The 19,487-nt window shown below is 67.1% G+C and carries 19 protein-coding genes; 8 read left to right on the plus strand and 11 right to left on the minus strand.

What is annotated here, in order from left to right; translation table 11 throughout:
- The first annotated feature begins 99 nt into the window (after nucleotides 1-99).
- The 6 genes from J2W22_RS16145 to J2W22_RS16170 all read left to right on the plus strand — a co-directional run bounded on the left by J2W22_RS16145 (nucleotide 100) and on the right by J2W22_RS16170 (nucleotide 5,523).
- Nucleotides 100-714, plus strand: coding sequence for a DUF6975 family protein (locus J2W22_RS16145; RefSeq protein ID WP_307119257.1), 615 nt, complete (start codon nucleotides 100-102; stop codon nucleotides 712-714).
- A gap of 164 nt (nucleotides 715-878) precedes the next feature.
- A complete protein-coding gene (locus J2W22_RS16150) occupies nucleotides 879-1,730 on the plus strand; it encodes an AAA family ATPase (RefSeq protein WP_307119258.1) in 852 nt (283 codons plus the stop codon).
- Entirely contained in the window at nucleotides 1,730-2,152 is a 423-nt protein-coding gene (locus J2W22_RS16155; protein ID WP_307119259.1) for a GFA family protein, read from the plus strand. Before J2W22_RS16150 ends, J2W22_RS16155 begins: the two co-directional genes overlap by 1 nt.
- Nucleotides 2,153-2,321: 169 nt before the next feature.
- Nucleotides 2,322-2,900 carry a CHAP domain-containing protein gene (locus J2W22_RS16160; RefSeq protein ID WP_307119260.1) on the plus strand — a complete coding sequence of 193 codons (579 nt, stop codon included), beginning with the start codon at nucleotides 2,322-2,324 and terminating at the stop codon, nucleotides 2,898-2,900.
- A gap of 37 nt (nucleotides 2,901-2,937) precedes the next feature.
- Nucleotides 2,938-4,335: a hypothetical protein gene (locus tag J2W22_RS16165; protein WP_307119261.1), complete on the plus strand. Its 1,398-nt coding sequence runs from the start codon at nucleotides 2,938-2,940 to the stop codon at nucleotides 4,333-4,335.
- Between the two features lie 9 nt (nucleotides 4,336-4,344).
- A complete protein-coding gene (locus J2W22_RS16170; RefSeq protein ID WP_307119262.1) occupies nucleotides 4,345-5,523 on the plus strand; it encodes a vWA domain-containing protein in 1,179 nt (392 codons plus the stop codon).
- Nucleotides 5,524-5,566: 43 nt separating this feature from the next.
- Here J2W22_RS16170 and J2W22_RS16175 read toward each other — a convergent pair whose 3' ends face one another.
- Nucleotides 5,567-6,430 (minus strand): hypothetical protein, encoded by an 864-nt coding sequence (locus tag J2W22_RS16175; protein ID WP_307119263.1) that lies wholly within the window; start codon nucleotides 6,428-6,430, stop codon nucleotides 5,567-5,569.
- A 48-nt stretch (nucleotides 6,431-6,478) separates the two neighbouring features.
- Nucleotides 6,479-6,772, minus strand: coding sequence for an Hpt domain-containing protein (locus J2W22_RS16180; RefSeq protein ID WP_307119264.1), 294 nt, complete (start codon nucleotides 6,770-6,772; stop codon nucleotides 6,479-6,481).
- Nucleotides 6,773-6,866: 94 nt separating this feature from the next.
- On the opposite strand from J2W22_RS16180, the gene J2W22_RS16185 reads away from it, so the two are divergent.
- A complete protein-coding gene (locus tag J2W22_RS16185; protein WP_307119265.1) occupies nucleotides 6,867-9,164 on the plus strand; it encodes a hypothetical protein in 2,298 nt (765 codons plus the stop codon).
- Between the two features lie 134 nt (nucleotides 9,165-9,298).
- Entirely contained in the window at nucleotides 9,299-9,460 is a 162-nt protein-coding gene (locus J2W22_RS16190) for a hypothetical protein (RefSeq protein WP_307119266.1), read from the plus strand.
- 285 nt (nucleotides 9,461-9,745) lie between these two features.
- On the opposite strand, the gene J2W22_RS16195 is transcribed toward J2W22_RS16190, so the two are convergent.
- The 9 genes from J2W22_RS16195 to J2W22_RS16235 all read right to left on the minus strand — a co-directional run bounded on the left by J2W22_RS16195 (nucleotide 9,746) and on the right by J2W22_RS16235 (nucleotide 19,461).
- Complete coding sequence (locus J2W22_RS16195; RefSeq protein WP_307119267.1) at nucleotides 9,746-10,030, minus strand: DUF1467 family protein; 285 nt, start codon at nucleotides 10,028-10,030, stop codon at nucleotides 9,746-9,748.
- A 104-nt stretch (nucleotides 10,031-10,134) separates the two neighbouring features.
- Complete coding sequence (locus tag J2W22_RS16200; protein WP_307119268.1) at nucleotides 10,135-11,772, minus strand: ribonuclease J; 1,638 nt, start codon at nucleotides 11,770-11,772, stop codon at nucleotides 10,135-10,137.
- Nucleotides 11,773-11,785: 13 nt separating this feature from the next.
- On the minus strand, nucleotides 11,786-12,559 hold the full coding sequence (locus J2W22_RS16205; protein WP_307119269.1) for a type III pantothenate kinase: 774 nt from the start codon (nucleotides 12,557-12,559) through the stop codon (nucleotides 11,786-11,788).
- Between the two features lie 11 nt (nucleotides 12,560-12,570).
- Nucleotides 12,571-13,290 (minus strand): biotin--[acetyl-CoA-carboxylase] ligase, encoded by a 720-nt coding sequence (locus tag J2W22_RS16210; protein ID WP_307119270.1) that lies wholly within the window; start codon nucleotides 13,288-13,290, stop codon nucleotides 12,571-12,573.
- Nucleotides 13,291-13,337: 47 nt separating this feature from the next.
- Nucleotides 13,338-14,786, minus strand: a complete 1,449-nt coding sequence (gene nuoN, locus J2W22_RS16215) for an NADH-quinone oxidoreductase subunit NuoN (protein ID WP_307119271.1) — start codon at nucleotides 14,784-14,786, stop codon at nucleotides 13,338-13,340.
- A complete protein-coding gene (locus tag J2W22_RS16220) occupies nucleotides 14,786-16,348 on the minus strand; it encodes an NADH-quinone oxidoreductase subunit M (RefSeq protein WP_307119272.1) in 1,563 nt (520 codons plus the stop codon). Before J2W22_RS16220 ends, nuoN begins: the two co-directional genes overlap by 1 nt.
- Entirely contained in the window at nucleotides 16,345-18,438 is a 2,094-nt protein-coding gene (nuoL, locus tag J2W22_RS16225) for an NADH-quinone oxidoreductase subunit L (protein ID WP_307119273.1), read from the minus strand. Before nuoL ends, J2W22_RS16220 begins: the two co-directional genes overlap by 4 nt.
- Before the next feature lie 109 nt (nucleotides 18,439-18,547).
- Nucleotides 18,548-18,853 (minus strand): NADH-quinone oxidoreductase subunit NuoK, encoded by a 306-nt coding sequence (gene nuoK, locus J2W22_RS16230; protein ID WP_307119274.1) that lies wholly within the window; start codon nucleotides 18,851-18,853, stop codon nucleotides 18,548-18,550.
- Entirely contained in the window at nucleotides 18,850-19,461 is a 612-nt protein-coding gene (locus tag J2W22_RS16235) for an NADH-quinone oxidoreductase subunit J (protein ID WP_307119275.1), read from the minus strand. Before J2W22_RS16235 ends, nuoK begins: the two co-directional genes overlap by 4 nt.
- Between the last annotated feature and the right edge of the window lie 26 nt (nucleotides 19,462-19,487).

Here is a 19,487-nt window from a genome sequence, read left to right on the forward strand (position 1 = left end):
TGCAGAACCTGCCCGCCGGCATGGGGCCGCAGGAGGACGTAGGGGCTTATGCCGTTTGATTCCGTACAAGTTGCGCGATTGGGCGGTGCCTGGGGCTCGATGGGGGCGCTCATCGCCTCCGATGGCAGCGCCAATCATCCCTATCTCCAGCGCCTCGCCCGCAACGAGGAGCCGCTGCGCGACCTGTCGGACGCGGTCCACCATATCTGCCTGCTCCACGGCCGCCATCCCGGCGTGATCGATCATGCGCTGGGCCACGCCCGGCTCGGCATCGAGCGCGACTGGCTGGAGGCTGCAGCCGACGCCTTCGTGATCGAGCGTGCCTATCTGGTCCGCATCGTCGCGGCCGCCGGCCCGCTGCCCAGCACGCCCGGCCATGCCGAGAGCGAAGCGGCCACCGCCGCGCAGCGCCATGCCATCGACATGCTCGCCCAGTCGGACCGCGCAGGCTGCGCCACCGGCGCGGCGATCGCGCTGGCGATGGACTGGGCAGTGATCCGCGAGACGCTCGACGCCGCCGCCGAACGGCTGGGCCTGGCGCCCCCGCCCTCGCAGCTGCCGCTCGCCGAGGAGACGGTGACGGTGGTCGACACTTTGGTCCGCGAGGGCATGCTTGAGCGCGCCATGCTGTTCGGCGCGCAGCAGCTCTTCGCCCAGCACCGCGGCCTCTGGGACCTGCTGGAAGCCCGCGCCTCGGCCCGCGACAAGCAGTAGCCTCCTTCTACTCCCCTTCCGCTTGCGGGAGGGGCCGGGGGAGGGCCTGAACTGGCCGCGAGCACCCATTTAGAGATTTACACCCCCTCCCCTAACCCCTCCCGCAAGCGGAAGGGGGAACATAGTGGTTGCCTCCCCGCCCCGCCGCCCTTTACGAATACGTCATGCGTTTCGAAGGCACCCAAAGCTATGTCGCGACCGAGGACCTGAAGGTCGCGGTCAATGCCGCCGTCACTCTGCGGCGCCCCCTGCTCGTCAAGGGCGAGCCCGGCACCGGCAAGACCGTGCTGGCCTATGAGATCGCCAAGGCCGTCGGTGCGCCGCTGATCGAGTGGAACGTCAAGTCGACCACCAAGGCGCAGCAGGGCCTGTACGAATATGACGCGGTCGCCCGTCTCCGCGACGGCCAGCTCGGCGATCCGCGCGTCCACGAGATCTCCAACTATATCCGCAAGGGCAAGCTGTGGGAGGCGTTCACCGCACCGCAGCTCCCCGTCCTGCTGATCGACGAGATCGACAAGGCCGATATCGAATTCCCCAACGATCTCCTCCAGGAGCTCGATCGGATGGAATTCCATGTCTACGAGACCCACGAGACCGTCCGCGCCGCCGAGCGCCCGATCGTGGTGATCACCTCGAACAACGAGAAGGAACTGCCCGACGCCTTCCTGCGCCGCTGCTTCTTCCATTACATCAAGTTCCCGGACCGCGAGACGATGCAGGCGATCGTCGACGTCCATTTCCCCGGCATCCAGAAGATCCTGGTCTCCAGGGCGATGGACATCTTCTACGAGATCCGCGAGGTCCCCGGGCTCAAGAAGAAGCCGTCGACCTCCGAGCTGCTCGACTGGCTCAAACTGCTCCTCCACGAGGAAATGCCGCTCGAGGTGCTGCAGAACAAGGACCCGACCAAGGCGATCCCGCCGCTCCACGGCGCGCTGCTCAAGAACGAGCAGGACGTGATGTTGTTCGAACGCCTCGCCTTCATGGCCCGCCGCCAGCAGGGCAAGGCCTGATGTCCTATACCGGCAGCTGCGCCTGCGGCGGGGTCACCGCCACGATTGCCGGCGAGCCCGTCGCGGTCCGCCAGTGCTGGTGCCGCCAGTGCCAGCGCCTGGCCGCCGGCTCGCCGACCACCAACGCGATCTTCGCCACCGACGACCTCGAGCTGAGCGGCACGCTGACCACCACCAGCTATGTCGCCGACAGCGGCAACACGCTGACCCAGAGCTTCTGCGGCCTGTGCGGCACGCCGGTGATGGCGCAGAGCTCGGCCCGCCCGCAATTCCGCACCATGCGCCTCGGCTTCCTCGATGCGCCGCACGGCCTGGCGCCGCAGGTCGCGATCTGGACCGACGACGCCCCCGCCTGGGCGCATATCGATCCGGCGCTGGAGACCTTCTCCCGCCAGCCCCCGGCGCCGGTGGTGAAAGCCTGACAAACAGATCGTCATCCCGGCGAAAGCCGGGATCTCGTGCGGCTCCTTCCCCGCGCCTTCGCCTGAGATCCCGGCTTTCGCCGGGATGACGTGGGGAATCGCAGTTAACCCCTTTTAAACCACCCCCGGATACCGTCTGCTTGGGGGGGACCTCATATGGGTCCCGAGTATGCGTAAGCGTGTTGCGTTCTCCGTGCTGCTTGCCGCCGCGTTGTCCGCCGCGGCGCCTGCCGGTGCACAATCCCTTCTCGAATATGTCGGCGAGTGCGTGCCCTTCGCGAGGGCTGCCTCTGGCATCCAGATCTATGGCGATGCCTGGACTTGGTGGGACCAGGCCAGGGACCGCTACCAGCGCGGCCAGACGCCGAAGGTCGGCGCCGTCCTTGCCTTCTCCAAGAGCGCCCGCCTGCCGCTTGGCCATGTCGCGGTGGTCAGCCGCATCGTCGAGAAGCGCGTGCTGATGATCACCCATGCCAACTGGTCGCGCGTGGATGGCCAGCGCGGCCATGCCGAGCAGGACGTCACTCTGTTCGACGTGTCCGAGCGCGGCGACTGGAGCCTGGTCAAGGTCTGGTACCGCGACCGGAACGGCCTAGGCAGCTCGATCTACCCCGCGCACGGCTTCATCTACGGCACGCCGGACCGCAACGCCCCCGGCACCGTGCGCAAGGCCCGCCCCTCGGCCGAGCTGACCGCGCGTCAGCCCGATTATGTCGGCTCGCTGATCGACGCCTACGTCACCCGCTGAGCTTGCCGCCGATCCTGCGCTGCCGCATGAAGGCCGCATGGGGGAAGATATCGCACGGCGCCGCGCCCAATGGCTGTTTGCCGCCATCATCCTGCTCGGCCTGGCCCTGCGCGTCGCCGCCGCCAGGGGCGCGCTATGGCTCGACGAGGCCTGGTCCGCGGTCCTCGCGCACGAGGCCGGCACGCCGATCGGCGTGTTCGTCCAGATCAACCACGACAACAACCACCATCTCAACTCGCTCTGGCTCCAGCTGGTCGGGCTGGGCGCCGATCCGCTGCTCGCCCGCGCCCCGGCGATCCTAGCCGGCACCGCCACCATTTATGTGGCCGGGCTGATCGGCTGGCGGCGCAGCGCGCTGTTTGGCCTGGTGACCGCCGCGCTGTTCGCCGTCTCGCCGATGCTGGTGACCTTGGGATCGGAGGCGCGCGGCTATGCGCCGATGGCCCTGGCCTTCCTCGTCGCGATCCTGCTGACCGATCGCTGGCTCGCCGGCGAGGCCGAGCGCAGCCCGGCGACCGCGCTGGCGCTCTGCTTCTTCCTCGGCGCGCTGTCGCAGCTCACCATCGTCTTCGGCTTCTGCGCACTGGCCGGCTGGATCGGTTTCGCGCTGTGGCAGCGTGAGGGTTTCGCGAAGGCGCTCAAGCAGAGCCTCGCCCTGCTCTGGCCCTCGATCCTGGCGCTGGTGCTGGTCGTCGCGATCGTGCTGGGCGCGGCGGCGGCGAGCCGCACCGGCTTCCAGTTCGGCCGCTATGATCCCTTTGCCTGGCTGCCCTTCCTCCACGCACTCGTCCTCGGCTTCGGCAGCACGCTCGGCTGGCCGGTGATCACCCCCTGGTGGCTCGCGCTGGTGCCGACGCTGGTCCTGCTTGCCCCGGGCATGGGCGTGCGGCGCACCGCGTTCAGCCGGCTCGCCATCCTCGCCTTCCCGCTTGCTCTGGCGCTGCTCCACGCCGGCAATACCGGCTTCCCGCGCTATTATCTCGTCGCCTGCCTCGCGCTGCTGCTGATGCTCGGCGAGATGATCGCGATCGCGCTGCCCCTGCCGGGCTGGCGGCGCTGGCTGGCCGGTGCCGGACTGGCCGCGATCCTGATCGGCAGCCTGGTCGAGGATGCCCGGATCATCCATGCCCGGCGCGGCGATCCCGGCGGCGCGATCCGGGCGATGGCGGCGCGCGCCCCCGCCGGCACCCGGGTGATCCTCGACCGCCCCACCGGCAAGGCGATCCTCCAGGTCGCCTCGGCCGAGCAGGGCTACCCGCTCGTCATCGTCGAGAAGCCCTGCGGCCCCGCGCCTTTCCTGTTCCTCGACCGGCCCGATGGCGAGGCCTTCCCCGCCGCCTCGCGGCGCTGCGGGCGCCTCTACCGCCCGATCGCCCGCGCCCAGTCCCACGGCCTGTCCGGCAGCCACTGGACGCTGTATGCGCTCCAGCCCTAGAAGAAGGCCATGTTCCTCTCCTTCCTCGACGAGCTGCGCGCCGCGGGCATTCCCGCCAGCCTCAAGGAGCATCTCATCCTGCTCGAGGCGCTCGACCGCGGCGTGATCGAGCAGACACCCGAGGCCTTCTACTATCTCGCCCGCGCCACCTATGTGAAGGACGAGGGCCTGCTCGACCGGTTCGACCAGGTCTTCGCCAAGGTGTTTCGCGGCATCACCACCAGCTACGGCGTCGCTCCCGCCGAGATTCCCGAGGAATGGCTGCGCGCCATCGCCGAGAAATATCTGACGCCTGAGGAAATGGCCCAGATCCAGTCGCTCGGCTCCTGGGAAGAGATCATGGAGACGCTCAAGAAGCGGCTCGAGGAGCAGCATGCGCGCCACCAGGGCGGCAGCAAGTGGATCGGCACCGGCGGCACCTCTCCCTACGGCAATAGCGGCTATAACCCCGAGGGTGTCCGCATCGGCGGCGAGAGCAAGCACAAGCGCGCGCTCAAGGTCTGGGACCAGCGCGAGTTCCGCAACCTCGATTCCACCCGCGAGCTCGGCACCCGCAACATCAAGGTCGCGCTCCGCCGCCTGCGCCGCTTCGCCCGCGAAGGCGCCGCCGACGAGCTCGACATCGACGCGACGATCGAGGGTACCGCCAAGCAGGGCTGGCTAGACGTCCATATGCGCCCCGAGCGGCACAACGCCGTGAAGCTGCTGCTCTTCCTCGATGTCGGCGGATCGATGGACCCGTTCATCAAGCTCTGCGAGGAGCTGTTCTCCGCCGCGACCAGCGAGTTCAAGAACCTCGAATTCTTCTATTTCCACAACTGCCTGTACGAAGGCGTATGGAAGGACAATCGCCGCCGCTTCCAGGAGCGCACGCCGACCTGGGACATCCTCCACAAATACGGCCACGACTATAAGCTGGTCTTCGTCGGCGACGCCTCGATGAGCGCATACGAGATCACCCATCCCGGCGGCTCGGTCGAGCATTTCAACGAGGAAGCCGGCGCCGTCTGGATGCAGCGTGCCCTCAACACCTATCCCGCTGCCGTCTGGCTCAACCCGATCCCGCGCGAGCAATGGGGCTATACCCAGTCGGTGAAGATCCTGCGCGAGCTGCTGGGCGACCGCATGTACCCGCTCACTTTGGCCGGCCTCGACGAAGCGATGCGCGAGCTCAGCCGCAAGCGCTGAACACCCTATTCAATCCTCCCCCTCTGGTGGAGGATTTCCGTCCCTACCGCTGCTTCCCCGAAACCATGCCCCGCGAGATCCGCCAGGCCTGGTCCCCTCCCTGCTCATAGGGATTGCGCAGCTTGTAGAGCCCGGCGAGCAGCCCGATGTCCATGTCGGTGATCTCGCCCGGCACCGGCGTCACGGCGGGATCGAACAGTGACAGGATCGAAGGCGCCGCGATCGATCCCTTCGCCGGCGGCCGCGCCCCCACCAGGGTGCGCATCACCACATAATCGGCAAGCTGACGCACCGATTTGCCCAGCGCCACCTTGCGATCCATCACCACCACCGCATTGATCGTGATCGCCTGGGTATCGCCTTCCATCACCGGCATGTTGTCCGGATCCATGTCGGTGCTCGAATTGGTCACATTGCCCGCCTCGTCGCGCGTCACGACCAGGCGCCAGGCATGAATCGGCCCCGCCTTGAACGCATCGGCCAGCGCCCCGTCGTCCAGATTGGCGAACACCGGATTGCGCCGCTTGCGCATCGTCGCGATCAGCGCATCGGCATTGTCGGCGAAGACGATCATCAGGTTCGACTTGCACGGGTCCGGCGCGAGGCGAACCGAGGCGGCCCCGGCGACGATGCGGAAACGGTTCTCGATCGGCGCCTTGAACCGATCGGGCAGGCCGATCACCTCGGGACAGACCGGCTCGATGAAGCGCGCCAGCTGGCCATCATCGACGTCCAGCACCTGGCGGATATAGCGCTGGGCACGCTTGATCGGCTTGGGCCCCTGCCCCGTGACGACGATGCTGCCGTCCTGCGCGGGCACGGGCTTGCCCGCCTCCTGCGCATGCGCGCCCGAAGCGGTCAGGACGGAAAACAGGAAAAGGCCGGTCAGGCCAAGGCGCGTGCGCATGCGTGTTCGATCCCTTGTTGGATCGGGACTCCGCATGCGCCGGTTTCTTTAGAGCCGGTCGACTGCCCGATGGAGACGACGGAGTATCGCACCGTCATGCGCCTGTCCATTGGCGGCTTCATTGGCCAGCGCCATCAGCCGGACCGCGCCAAAGCTGGCGGAAAGGCCCTTGAGGCGCAGCGCCGCGGCGGCCCAGCCATCGGGATTGTCGGCGGACTTCATCGTCTCGATGCAGCGTTGCACGCTTTCAAGAAACGCCTCGCGCAGCTCGGCGATCAGCGCGGGTTCGTCACCCACCGCCGCCGCCAGCGTCGCATCGATTGCACCCGGATCGTACGCCATTCGCATAGCCTAACGCGCCCACCGTTAACGCCGCGTTTCCATCCGTAAGTCGCGCAAATGTTGGAGCCACGGCGAAATGTGGTAAATGCATCCCATGATTGGGGGAAAACCTGCCGAGCCGCTGGCCGCGAACGAAGACGCGGAAGAGCTGGCCCTGTCCGAAACCAGCGCCCCCGTGGCGGTGGAGCCGCTGGCCTATGACGATGCCGAGGAAGCGGAGGAAGCGCCGCGCCGCAGCGCCGGCTGGATCCTCCCTGCCCTCGCCATCCTCGCCGTGCTGGGCTGGTTCGGTGCGATGGGCTGGCTGCTGCGCGCCAGCTTCGGTGCCGCGATCGAGCCGATCCGGCTGGTCGAGCTGATCGCCGCGCTCTGCGTCCCGCCCGCCCTGATCGGCATCCTCTACCTCCTCGCACTCCGCACGAGCCGCGCCGAGGCGCAGCGTTTCGGCGCCACCGCCCGGGCGATGCGCGCCGAGGCGGCGAGCCTGGAGCGCGTCGTCGCCACCCTCTCGCGCAAGATCGAGGAGAATCGCGCCTCGCTCGCCGAGCAGACCAACATCCTGATCGCGATGGGTGAGCGCGCCTCGGAGCGGCTCGAAAGCGCCTCGAACAGCGCCGCCCAGCACGCCCGCTCGATCGACGCCAGCACCCGCCATTTCAGCGAAGCCACCGCCGATGCCGAGCATCGCGTCTCGGTCGTCCTCTCTTCGCTGCCCAAGGCGCATGAGGAGATGCGCGGCCTGTCCGACCGGGTTGACGCCGCCGGGCTTCTCGCCAGCGAGCGCGCCGCCGCGCTCGACACCCAGCTTTCCGCGCTTTCCGAGCGTGGGCGCGAAGCCGACCAGATCGCCGGCGGCGCCGCCGACCGGCTCGCCGCGCATATCGCCCGGATGGAGGCCACCAGCGAGACCGCCAGCGCCCGGCTTGAACGGGTCACCGGCGAGATGTCGACCGAAGTCGATGCCGTGCTCGATCGCGCCGCCCATGCCGTGGACGAGGCGCGCAAGGGCATCACCACCCAGGGCGAGGCGATCCTCGCCATGCTTTCCGCCAACCAGGCCGCGCTCGACCGCGCCGGGCGCGACAGCATCGAGGCGATGGGCACGCGCATGGCCGCGATCGAGGAAGCGATCGGCCGCATCGGCAGCCGCATCGCCGAGGAGCAGGGCCGCGGCGACGCGCTGTTCGAAGGGTTGGCGACCGGCGTCGACCGGCTCGACCGCGCGATGGACGACCTCCATGTCGCCGGCACCGAGCGCACCCGCAACCTCGCCGCCTCGATGAGCGCGCTGCACGGCTCGGTCGAGGCGATGACGATCGCCCTCACCGTCGGCGACGAGACGGCGCAGAAGGTGATCGGCACCTCCGAGGAGCTGCTGACGGCGCTCGACGCCTCGGCCCGCGAGATCGACGAGACGCTGCCGGAGGCGCTGGCCCGGCTCGACGCGCGGATCAATGCGAGCCGCCAGGTCGTCGCCGCCTCCAAGCCCGAGCTGCTCGCTTTGGTCACTGCCGCCGAGAGCACCCACGACGCGATCGAGGCGATCGCCGACGTGGTCGGCCAGCAGCGCGACACGCTCGCCAAGACCCAGGCCTCGCTGCTCGAGACGTTGGCGACCGGCGGCGAGCAGGCCCAGCAGCTCGGCGCGATCGTCGACGAGACCATCGCCACCACCCGCCGCTTCGCCGAGAGCGCCGCCCCGCAGCTGGTCGAGGCGCTGCTCAGCGTCCGCGAGACCTCCAGCGCCGCCGCCAACCATGCCCGCGAGACGCTGGCCGGCATCGTCCCCCATGCCGAGCGCGCGATCGAGGAAGCCGCCGGCGACGCGCTGCGCCGCGCAGTCGATGCCTCGATCCGCCGCCAGCTCACCGATCTCGCCGAGACGACCGAGGCCGCAGTCAACGCCGCGACTCGCGCCTCCGAGCGGCTCACCCAGCAGATGGTCTCGCTCGCCGACACCACCGCCCAGGTCGAGGCCCGGATCGCGGAAGGCCGCAAGGAGCGCGAGGAGTCGGACAGCGACAATTTCGCCCGCAAGGTCTCGCTGCTGATCGAAGCGCTCAACTCGGCCTCGATCGACATCACCAAGGCCTTTTCGGCGGACGTGACCGACAGCGCCTGGGCCGCCTATCTCAAGGGCGACCGCGGCGTCTTCACGCGCCGCGCGGTGCGCCTGCTCGATCCCTCGGACACGCGCGAAATCCACCGTCTCTACGAGAACGACGACGATTTCCGCGACAATGTGAACCGCTACATCCACGATTTCGAGGCGATGCTGCGGCAGATCCTGGCATTGCGCGACGGCTCGCCGATGGGCGTGACCCTGCTCTCCTCGGACATGGGCAAGCTCTACGTCGCCCTCGCCCAGGCAATCGAACGCCTGCGGACCTAGGTTCCCGTGCTGGCGCTCGACGATCCCGGCTGGGGAAGCCTCCGGCATGCCTATGGCGCAGCCAGCGACATCCCCGCGCTGCTGCGCGCGCTGGCGGCAGCGCCGGAGCCGCAGGAGGCCCCGGAGGCCGAGCCTTGGTGGGTCCGCTGGGCTACAGCTTCCTGCTGCTGCCCACCGCGATCGAAGTAGCCCGCGGGACCGGGCGCGGCCCCGAGCTTCCGACGGCGTTCGCCGATGCGCTGATGAACCTCGACGAATATTGGATCGACCGGATCACCCACGGTGAGGCCGAGTAGGCCATCAAGCTCCCCTCCCTTCCAAGGAGGGGAACGGACGGCTTGGGCGCCGACACCTTGCAAAATAGGATTCCCCCTGTTTCCCTGTCGCGGCCCGGCACCTGTCCGGCCGCTCTTTGACCCGTAGGAAAAATAGGACTCCACCGGCGCAACGATATTGCGCGGCATCGATGCCACGAACCGCCCTGTGCACGATGTTCGCAATCCTGGCGCCGCGAAAACCCGGCTTTGGCATGTACTTCGTGTACTTTGCCGAGTCGGCGCAGAACCCCCACGTAGGAAGCGCTACGCAGCGTTCCCCGGCTGCACCTGCGACCACCAGTCGAGCATGTCGCTGGTCACCCAGCCATTGACGTAGTTGAGGTAGAAGAGCGCGAACAGGATCGTCGCCACGATCGTGGTGCGCCTGGCGATCCGCCCGGCGTTGAATTCGTGCGGCGCGCTCGGCGCCTGGCCCGGCACCAGCGCCACGCCCGCCTCCTCGCTCGTCCGCACGCCGAACGGCAGGACGAGGAACACCGAGAAGGCCCAGAACAGGAAATAGATGGCGAGCGCGGACTTCCAGGGCATGACGCGGTGATAGAGCGGGTTCGAGCCGCACGCCAGCCTTCCGTCATCCCGGTGAAACTCCCGTCATCCCTACGAAAGTCGGGATGACGATGTTGGCTCGACGGCTATTGCTCGATGATCAGCACGTCCACCACGGGCTTCTTGCCCGTGTAGCGCACTGCGGCCCGGCGCACCGCCAGGCGGATCGACTCGCGCAGCCGCTCGATATCGCCCTTGCCGTCCTTCTTCACGGCTTCGCGCGCGGCGTCGGACGCCTCGGCGATGAAGTCCTCGCGGTCCTCCTCGACGGGAATGCCCTGCAGGCGGATCTGCGGCTCGCCGGCGAGCTTGCCATTGCGGATCACCACCGCCGCACTGATCTGGCCGTAGAGCGCCACGCGCCGCCGCTCGGTGATCGTCGTGCCGTCGGCCGGCAAGATGATGTCACCGTCGAGCACGAGCCGCCCCACCGGCGCCTCGCCGATCTTGGACGGGCCGTCGGGCGCGAGACGGATGATGTCGCCATTCACCTGGCGGATCGCCCTCGGCACGCCCTGCTCCAGTGCGAAGCGGGCCTGCTCGTACATGTGGCGGACCTCGCCGTGCACCGGCACGACGATCTCGGGCCGGATCCACTTGTACATCTCGGCCAGCTCGGGGCGGCCCGGATGGCCGGAGACATGGATGAAGGCCTGGCGGTCGGTGATCAACTCGACGCCCTTGCTCGCCAGCGTGTTCATGATCCGCCCGATCGCGATCTCGTTGCCCGGGATCTGGCGCGAGGAGAACACCACCGTGTCGCCCTCATGCACCTTGAGGACGTGGCTGCCTTCGGCGATGCGGTTGAGCGCGGCGCGCGGCTCGCCCTGGCCGCCGGTGGCGACGATCAGCACCTTGTTCGCCGGCAGCGCCATCGCCGCCTCGAAGTCCACCGTCTCGGGGAAGTCGCGCAGATAGCCGGTCTGCTTGGCGACGCGGATGATCCGGTCGAGCGAGCGCCCGGCGACGCACAGCTCGCGCCCGGTGTCGCGGGCAACCTCGCCCAAAGTCTGCAGCCGCGCGGCGTTGGACGCGAAGGTGGTGACCAGCACACGCCCCCTGGCGGCGCCGATGACCTGGTCGAGCCCCTCACGGACCGCCGCCTCCGATCCCGAGGCCTCGGGGTTGAAGACATTGGTCGAGTCGCAGACCAAAGCGAGCACGCCCTTGTCGCCGATCGCGGTCAGCTCCTCGGCCGTCGAGGCGCCGCCCAGCGCCGGGGCGTCGTCGAGCTTCCAGTCGCCGGTGTGGAAGACGCTGCCGTACGGCGTCTCGATCAGCACGGCATTGCCCTCGGGGATCGAATGGGCGAGCGGCGTATAGGTGATGCGGAACGGCCCGAGGTTGAACGGCCCCTCCTCATCGACCACGTTGAGCTCGACCTTCTCCTCAAGGCCCTCTTCCTCGAGCTTGCCGCGGATCAGGCCGGCGGTGAACGGAGTGGCATAGAGCGGCACGTCGAGCTCGCCCGCCAGATAGGGCAGCGCGCCGATATGGTCTTCATGGCCGTGGGTCAGCACGATGCCGAGCAGGTCGTCGATCCGCTCCTCGATGAACTGCAGGTCGGGCAGGATCACGTCGATGCCCGGATATTCCGGGGTGCCGAAGGTGATGCCGCAATCGACCATCAGCCACTTGCCCTGGCAGCCATAGAGATTGACGTTCATGCCGATCTCGCCCGAGCCGCCGAGCGCGAGGAACAGGAGTTCTTTTTCAGGGGTCACTTGGTTTCCTCGGTCAACGGCTGCGTTCCCACAGCATCGCCAACCCTTGAATGGTCAGATCGGGTTCGATCACGTCGAATATGGGGGTGCGCTTCTCGAAAAGCACGGCCAGGCCGCCGGTGGCGATGACTTTGACCGGACGGCCGATCTCCGCCTTCATCCGAGCGACCAGCCCCTCGATCATCGCGACATAGCCCCAATAGATGCCGATATGCATCTGGTCGACGGTGTTGCGGCCCACCACGCTGGTCGTGGCCGGCGCAGTGATCGCTATGCGTGGCAGCTTGGCGGCGGCAGTCACCAGCGCGTCGAGGGAGAGGTTGATGCCCGGTGCGATGATCCCGCCCTTGTAGGCGCCGCGATAGTCGACCACCTCGAAGGTGGTGGCGGTGCCGAAATCGATGATGATCAGGTCGCCCGGATGCCGGAAATGGCCGGCGATCATGTTCAGCGCCCGGTCGGCGCCAAGCCCCTGCGGCTCCTCGACGTCGAGCGGGAAGCCCCATTCGGCCTTGCCCTGCCCGGCGATCACCGCCTCGGTCTTGAAATACTTGCTGGCGAGCACCTGCAGGTTGTGCAGCGCCCGCGGCACCACCGTGCCGATGATCACGCCGGTCACATCGGCGCGGTCATAGCCTTCAAGGTTGAGCAGCTGGCTCAGCCACACCGCATATTCGTCCGCAGTGCGCCGGGGATCGGTGGCGATCCGCCAGCGCGCGCGGACTTCCTGCCCCTCCAGCAGGGCGAAGACGACATTGGTGTTGCCGGCATCGATGGCGAGCAGCATTTCCGGGCCTCTCAGAGCAGGAACACGTCTGCGGCGTGAATGACACGGCTGGTGCCGTCGGCCAAGCGCAGGATGAGCGCACCTTCGCTGTCGAGCCCGCCGAACAACCCGTCGATGCTGCTCCCATCGGCCAGGCGAGCGGTGAGCGCAGTGCCGATCGGGTGAGCCCGGACAAGCCAGCGCTCGCGCACCGGCGCGATCCCGTCCCGCCAGCGCGACACCCAGCGGGCAAAGCTCTCGGCAAGCGTCTCGGCGAAAAGCTGCGGATCGGGCGTGACGCCGTGGGTCGCTAGGCTCGTCGCCTTGCGATCCAGGTCTTCGGGGTGATGGGCCAGATTGACGCCAAAGCCGAGGATGACGGCATCCCCTACCCGCTCGAGCAGGATACCTGAGAGCTTCGCACCGTCGATGAGAACATCGTTCGGCCATTTCAGCATGGGTTCTCCCCGGCGAAGGCCGGGGCCCAGACTTGCAGTCTGGAATGCTGAGACTGGGCCCCGGCCTTCGCCGGGGAAAAGGAAGGTCGAGACAGTCTCTTCAAGCGCCACTGCAGCCACGAGCGCGAGCGTCGCTGGCGATGGTTCACCCTGGCGCGTCCGCACCAGCGTCGAGACATAGAGATTGCCGAGCGGCGACTGCCAGGCACGGCCCTGTCGGCCCTTGCCCGCGGTCTGCCGCTCGGCTCTCAGCCACAGACCCTCGCCCGCCCCGTTCCGGGCGAGCTCGGCCATGTCGGCATTGGTCGATCCCGTCTCGGCGACGGTCCGAACGGTCGCGGTCAGAACAGCGCCTTCGCGGCTGCGCCGGTCCAGACTTCGAGGAAGCCCAGCAGCGGCCAGCCCAGCGGCGAGATCACCACCGCGGAGATCACCAGCAACAGGCCCTCGACGGGATCCGTGCGGCCACCAAAGGCAGGCGCCGGCTCGTCGAAGTACATCACCTTGACGATCTTGAGGTAGTAGTAGGCACCAATCGTCGAGGCGGCCGCAGCCACTGCGGCGAAGACGAACAGGCCCGCATGGACCGCCGCCAGGAACACCTGCAACTTCGAGAAGAAGCCGAGCAGCGGCGGGATGCCGGCGAGGCTGAACATGAAGATCGCCATCGCCACCGCGAGCCCCGGGCGGGTACGCGACATGCCGGCCAGGCTCGCGATCGTCTCGACCGGGCGGCCCTCCGCATCGCGCATCTGCAGCACGACCAGGAAGCTGCCCAGCGTCATCACGACGTAGATCGCGACATAGTAGAGCACGCTCGACACGCCCGCTTCGCCGCCTGCGGCCAGGCCGACCAGCGCGAAGCCGACATTGGCGATCGAGGAGTAGGCAAGCAGGCGCTTGATGTTGTCCTGACGGATCGCCGCAACCGAGCCGAAGATGATCGAAGCCAGCGAGGCGAAGATCACGATCTGGCGCCAGTCGGCGATCGCCGGGCCCATCGCATCGATGGCGACGCGGGTCGCGAGCGCGATCGCGGCGACCTTCGGGGCCGAGGCGAAGAACGCCGTCACCGGGGTCGGCGCGCCTTCGTACACGTCGGGCGTCCACATGTGGAACGGCACGGCCGACATCTTGAAGGCAAGACCCGAGAAGACGAACACCAGGCCGAACAGCAGCCCGGTCTTCTGCTCGCCAGAGGCATAGGCGTCGGCGATGCCCGAGAAGAGCGTGGTGCCCGAGAAGCCGTAGACCAGCGAGATGCCGTAGAGCAGGATGCCCGAGGCCAGCGCGCCGAGGACGAAATACTTCAGGCCCGCTTCGGCCGAGCGCGTGTCGCGACGCATGAAGCTGGCGAGGATGTAGGCCGAGAGGCTCTGCAGCTCGAGGCCGACATAGAGGCTCATCAGGTCGCCCGCCGAGACCATCATACCCATGCCGGCTGCCGAGAGCAGGATCAGCACCGGATATTCAGGCCGCAGGTCGTCGCCCGAGGTTTCCGCAAAGAAGCGCGGCGCGATCAGGATCGAGACGCCGGCAGCGAGGAAGATCAGCGCCTTGGCGAAGGCGGCGAACATGTCAGGGCGATAGAGCCCGCCAAAGGCCTCGCCACCCGCCGAAGCGGGGCCGGCGAGCGAGATGCCAGCGCCGATCAGCACGGCGATTGCAGTCCAGCTTACCAGCCTGGTCGATTGGGCACCGCCCCAAGCGGCGACGAGCATGAGGAGGATGGCGCCCACAGCGAGCACCAGCTCGGGCAGCGCCATCATCAATTGCAGCGAATAGTTCATCAGTGCGCCTCCCCGTGCGCAGCAGGGGCAGCTTCGTGATGGGCGGCAGGCGCAGGCTTGCCGACGGTCGGGGCCGAGTCACCGGCAGGCGCGGCACGCTCGAGGCGGGCGACCAGCTTCTCCACGTCGCCGCGCATCGGCTTCATGAAGCTCTCCGGATAGACGCCCATCCAGAGGGTAACCGCAGCCAGCGCGCCGAGCATGGCGAACTCGCGCAGGTCGAGATCCGGCATCGCCTTCACATCGTCCTTGGTCAGGTCGCCAAAGGCGACGCGACGGTAGAGGTACAGCATGTATGCCGCGCCCAGGATGATGCCGGTGGTGCCGAGCAGCGCGTAGAGCGTCGAGACCTGGTACAGGCCGGCAAGGCTCAGGAACTCGCCGATGAAGTTGCTGGTGCCCGGCAGGCCGACAGAGGCCATGGTGAACAGCAGGAACAGCACGGCATAGCGCGGCATGTTGATCGCAAGGCCGCCGTAGCGGTCGATCTCGCGGGTGTGCAGGCGATCATAGATCACGCCGACGCAGAGGAAGAGCGCGCCCGAGACCACGCCGTGGCCGAGCATCACCATCATCGCGCCCTCGATGCCCTGCGCATTGAGCGCGAACAGGCCGAAGGTCACGATCGCCATGTGGGCGACCGACGAATAGGCGATCAGCTTCTTCATGTCGCTCTGCACCAGGGCGACGAGCGAGGTGTAGACCACCGCTACGGCCGAGAGCAGGAACACGAGCCAGATGAACTGAGCCGAGGCTTCCGGGAACATCGGCAGCGAGAAGCGCAGGAAGCCATAGCCGCCCAGCTTCAGCAGCACGCCCGCCAGGATGACCGAACCGGCGGTCGGCGCCTGCACGTGCGCGTCGGGAAGCCAGGTGTGGACCGGCCACATCGGCATCTTCACCGCGAACGAGGCGAAGAAGGCCAGCCACAGCCATGTCTGCACATGCGCCGGGAAGTCGTGCTGCATCAGCACCGGGATCGAGGTCGTGCCGGTGGTCAGGATCATGTAGATGATCGCGATCAGCATCAGCAGCGAGCCGAGCAGCGTGTACAGGAAGAACTTGTACGACGCGTAGATGCGGTTGGCGCCGCCCCAGATGCCGATGATCAGGAACATCGGGATCAGTCCGCCTTCGAAGAAGACGTAGAACAGCATCAGGTCCTGCGCGGCGAAGGTGCCGATCATCAGCACTTCGGTGGCGAGGAACGCAGCCATGTATTCCGGCACGCGCTTCTCGATCGAGAGCCAGCTCGCCCCGATGCAGATCGGCATCAGGAAGACCGACAGGGCGATCAGCAGCAGCGCGAAACCGTCGATGCCCAGCGCCCAGGCGAACTCGGCGCCGCCGATGCCGAACAGGCGGACATGCTCGACGAACTGCCATTGGGCAGCGCCGTCGCCGGTCTGGAAGTTCGCCCAGAGCAGGATGCCGAGCGCCAGATCGACGAAGGTGGCGGCGAGCGCGAGCCAGCGCGCGCCCTGCGCGTTGAGGAACAGGCAGGCGACCGCGGCAATCGCGGGCACCGCCAGCATGACGGTGAGGATCGGGAAGCCGCTCATCGCGCGATCACCCAGGTCAGCGCGGCAGTGAGGCCGATCAGCATGATGAAGGCATAGGCGTAGACATATCCGGATTGCAGCTTGGCAGTGACCCCACCGCCGAGCTGGACGACCTTGGCGACACCATTCGGGCCGAACCGGTCGATCGTGGCTTCGTCACCCTGCTTCCAGAACAGGCGGCCGATCGCGAAGGCGGGGCGCACGAACAGGAAGTTGTAGAGCTCGTCGAAATACCACTTGTTGAGCGAGAAGAGGTACAGCGGGCGGAACGCCTCGGCGAACTTCGCGGGGAAGCTCGGCGACACGATGTACGCGCCATACGCAATGGCCAGGCCGCTCAGCATCGCGATCGTCGCGCTGAGCTTCACCCACACCGGCACCTCGTGCATCGCGTGCATCAGATGCTCGTTGAAGGCGACGGCGCCGTGCCAATAGGTCTCGCCAGCGCTCGGCTCGATGAAGAAGCCGTGGAAGACGAAGCCGGCGAAGATCGCGCCCAGCGTGAGGACGATCAGCGGGATCAGCATCACGATCGGGCTCTCGTGCGGGTGATAGCCCGCCGTGCCCTCATGGCCGTGATCGTGCAGGATCTCGTCGGCGGTCGGCGTGTGGCCGGCACCTTCGTCCTCAGCAGCTTCTTGACCGTGCGCATGATCGTCATGGCCGTGGCCATGGTGATCGTGGACCGCATGCTGGATGTGCTCCGAGCCCGCCCAGCGCGGCTTGCCGTGGAAGGTCAGGAACACCAGGCGCCAGCTGTAGAAGCTGGTGAGCAGCGCGACGAACACGCCGACCCAGAAGGCGCTGGTCTGGCCAGCGGCATAGCTCGCCTCGATGATCGCGTCCTTCGAGTGGAAGCCGGCGAAGCCGAAGGCGGTGTTGCCGAAGATGCCGGGGATGCCCACGCCGGTGATGGCGAGCGTGCCGAACATCATCGTCCAGTAGGTGACCGGGATCTTCTTCCACAGGCCGCCATAGTAGCGCATGTCCTGCTCGTGGTGCATCGCGTGGATCACCGAGCCGGCCCCCAGGAACAGCAGCGCCTTGAAGAAGGCGTGCGTGAACAGGTGGAACATCGCCGCGCCATAGGCGCCGACGCCGGCGGCGAAGAACATGTAGCCGAGCTGCGAGCAGGTCGAATAGGCGATCACGCGCTTGATGTCGGTCTGCGTCGTGCCGACGGTCGCGGCGAAGAAGCAGGTCGCGGCGCCGACAAAGGTCACCACGCCGAGCGCGACGGCGCTCTGCTCGAACATCGGCGACATGCGGCAGACCATGAACACGCCGGCGGTCACCATGGTCGCGGCGTGGATCAGCGCCGACACCGGGGTCGGGCCTTCCATCGCGTCGGGAAGCCAGGTGTGCAGGCCGAGCTGCGCCGACTTGCCCATCGCGCCGACGAACAGCAGCAGGCAGAGCACCGTCATCGTGTCGAAGCGGGCGCCGAGGAAGCCGATGGTCGAGCCGTGCATGTTCGGCGCAGCGGCGAGGATCGTCGGGATGTCGATCGTGCCGAACACCAGGAAGGTGCCGAAGATGCCGAGCATGAAGCCCAGGTCACCGACGCGGTTCACCACGAAGGCCTTGATCGCGGCGGCGTTGGCCGAAGGCTTGCGGAACCAGAAGCCGATCAGCAGGTACGACGCGAGGCCCACGCCTTCCCAGCCGAAGAACATCTGGACGAGGTTGTTGGCCGTCACAAGCATCAGCATCGCGAAGGTGAACAGCGAGAGATAGGCGAAGAAGCGCGGCTGATCCGGCTCCTCCGACATATAGCCCCAGCTATAGAGGTGCACGAGGAAGGAGACGCTGGTCACCACCACGAGCATCACCGCGGTCAGGCTGTCGACACGCAGCGCCCAGTCGACCTGCATCGAGCCGCTCAGCATCCAGGTGAACACCGGCGAGATCGTCGGCTCGGCATGGCCGCCGAGATACTGGAGGAAGATCGGCCACGACAGGGCGCACGCCGCGAACAGCGAAACCGTGGTGACGAGCTTCGGGAAGGTGCTGCCGAACGCCTTGTTGGAAAGGCCGGCAACGGCTGCCGCGATCAGCGGCAGGAATACGATGAAATAGATCGGCGACATCAGATGAACCTCGTCACCCCGGCGAAAGCCGGGGTCTCAGGCGAGAGCGCGGGACAGGAGCCGCACGAGATCCCGGCTTTCGCCGGGATGACGGAATTGGGCACGCGCATCATCCCTTCATCCGATTGACGTCTTCGACCGAGATCGTGCCGCGGCCGCGGAAGTAGATTACGAGGATTGCGAGACCGATCGCCGCTTCGCCAGCAGCAACGGTGAGCACGAACATCGCGAACACCTGGCCGACCAGGTCATGCAGCGCGTTCGAGAACGCAACGAGGTTCAGGTTCACGGACAGCAGGATCAACTCGATCGCCATCAGGATGACGATGAGGTTCTTGCGGTTCATGAAGATGCCCAGCACGCCGAGCGTGAACAGGATCGCGCTGACGACGAGATAGTGCGTAAGGGTGATCACAGCTCGACCCCCTGCCCCACGGGATGGTTCACGTTGCGGGTCGCGTCCTTGGCGCGGCGTTGGACCTGCCGGCTGATCTTCTGCGGCTTGACGTCGGTGCGCGGACGCAGCGTCAGCACGATCGCGCCGATCATCGCGACGAGCAGCACCAGGCCGGCGCCCTCGAACACGAACAGGTAGCGGGAATAGAGAAGCTGGCCGATCGCCTCGATGTTGTTCACCTTGGCGTCGATCGGCGCGATGCGGCGGCCGAGCTGCAGCGTGCCGGCGCTATAGGCGCCAACCGCGATCAGGATCTCGGCGACCAGCGCAACAGCAAGCGCGAAGCCCACCGCGGCGTACTTCATCACGCCCGCGCGCAGCTCTGCGAAGTCGATGTTGAGCATCATGACTACGAACAGGAACAGCACGGCGACGGCGCCGACATAGACGATGACGAGCAGCATCGCGATGAACTCGGCATTGGCGAGCACCATCAGACCCGCGGCGTTGAAGAACGCCAGGATGAGCCACAGGACGGAATGGACCGGGTTGCGGGACAGTATGGTGAAGGCGCCGGAGACGCACACCACTGCCGCAAACAGGTAAAAGGCGAGAAGCTGGATCACGGAATCGGATGGCCCCTGTAGATTGG

The organism is Sphingomonas kyeonggiensis (assembly GCF_030812785.1).
Lineage (GTDB): Bacteria > Pseudomonadota > Alphaproteobacteria > Sphingomonadales > Sphingomonadaceae > Sphingomonas > Sphingomonas kyeonggiensis_B.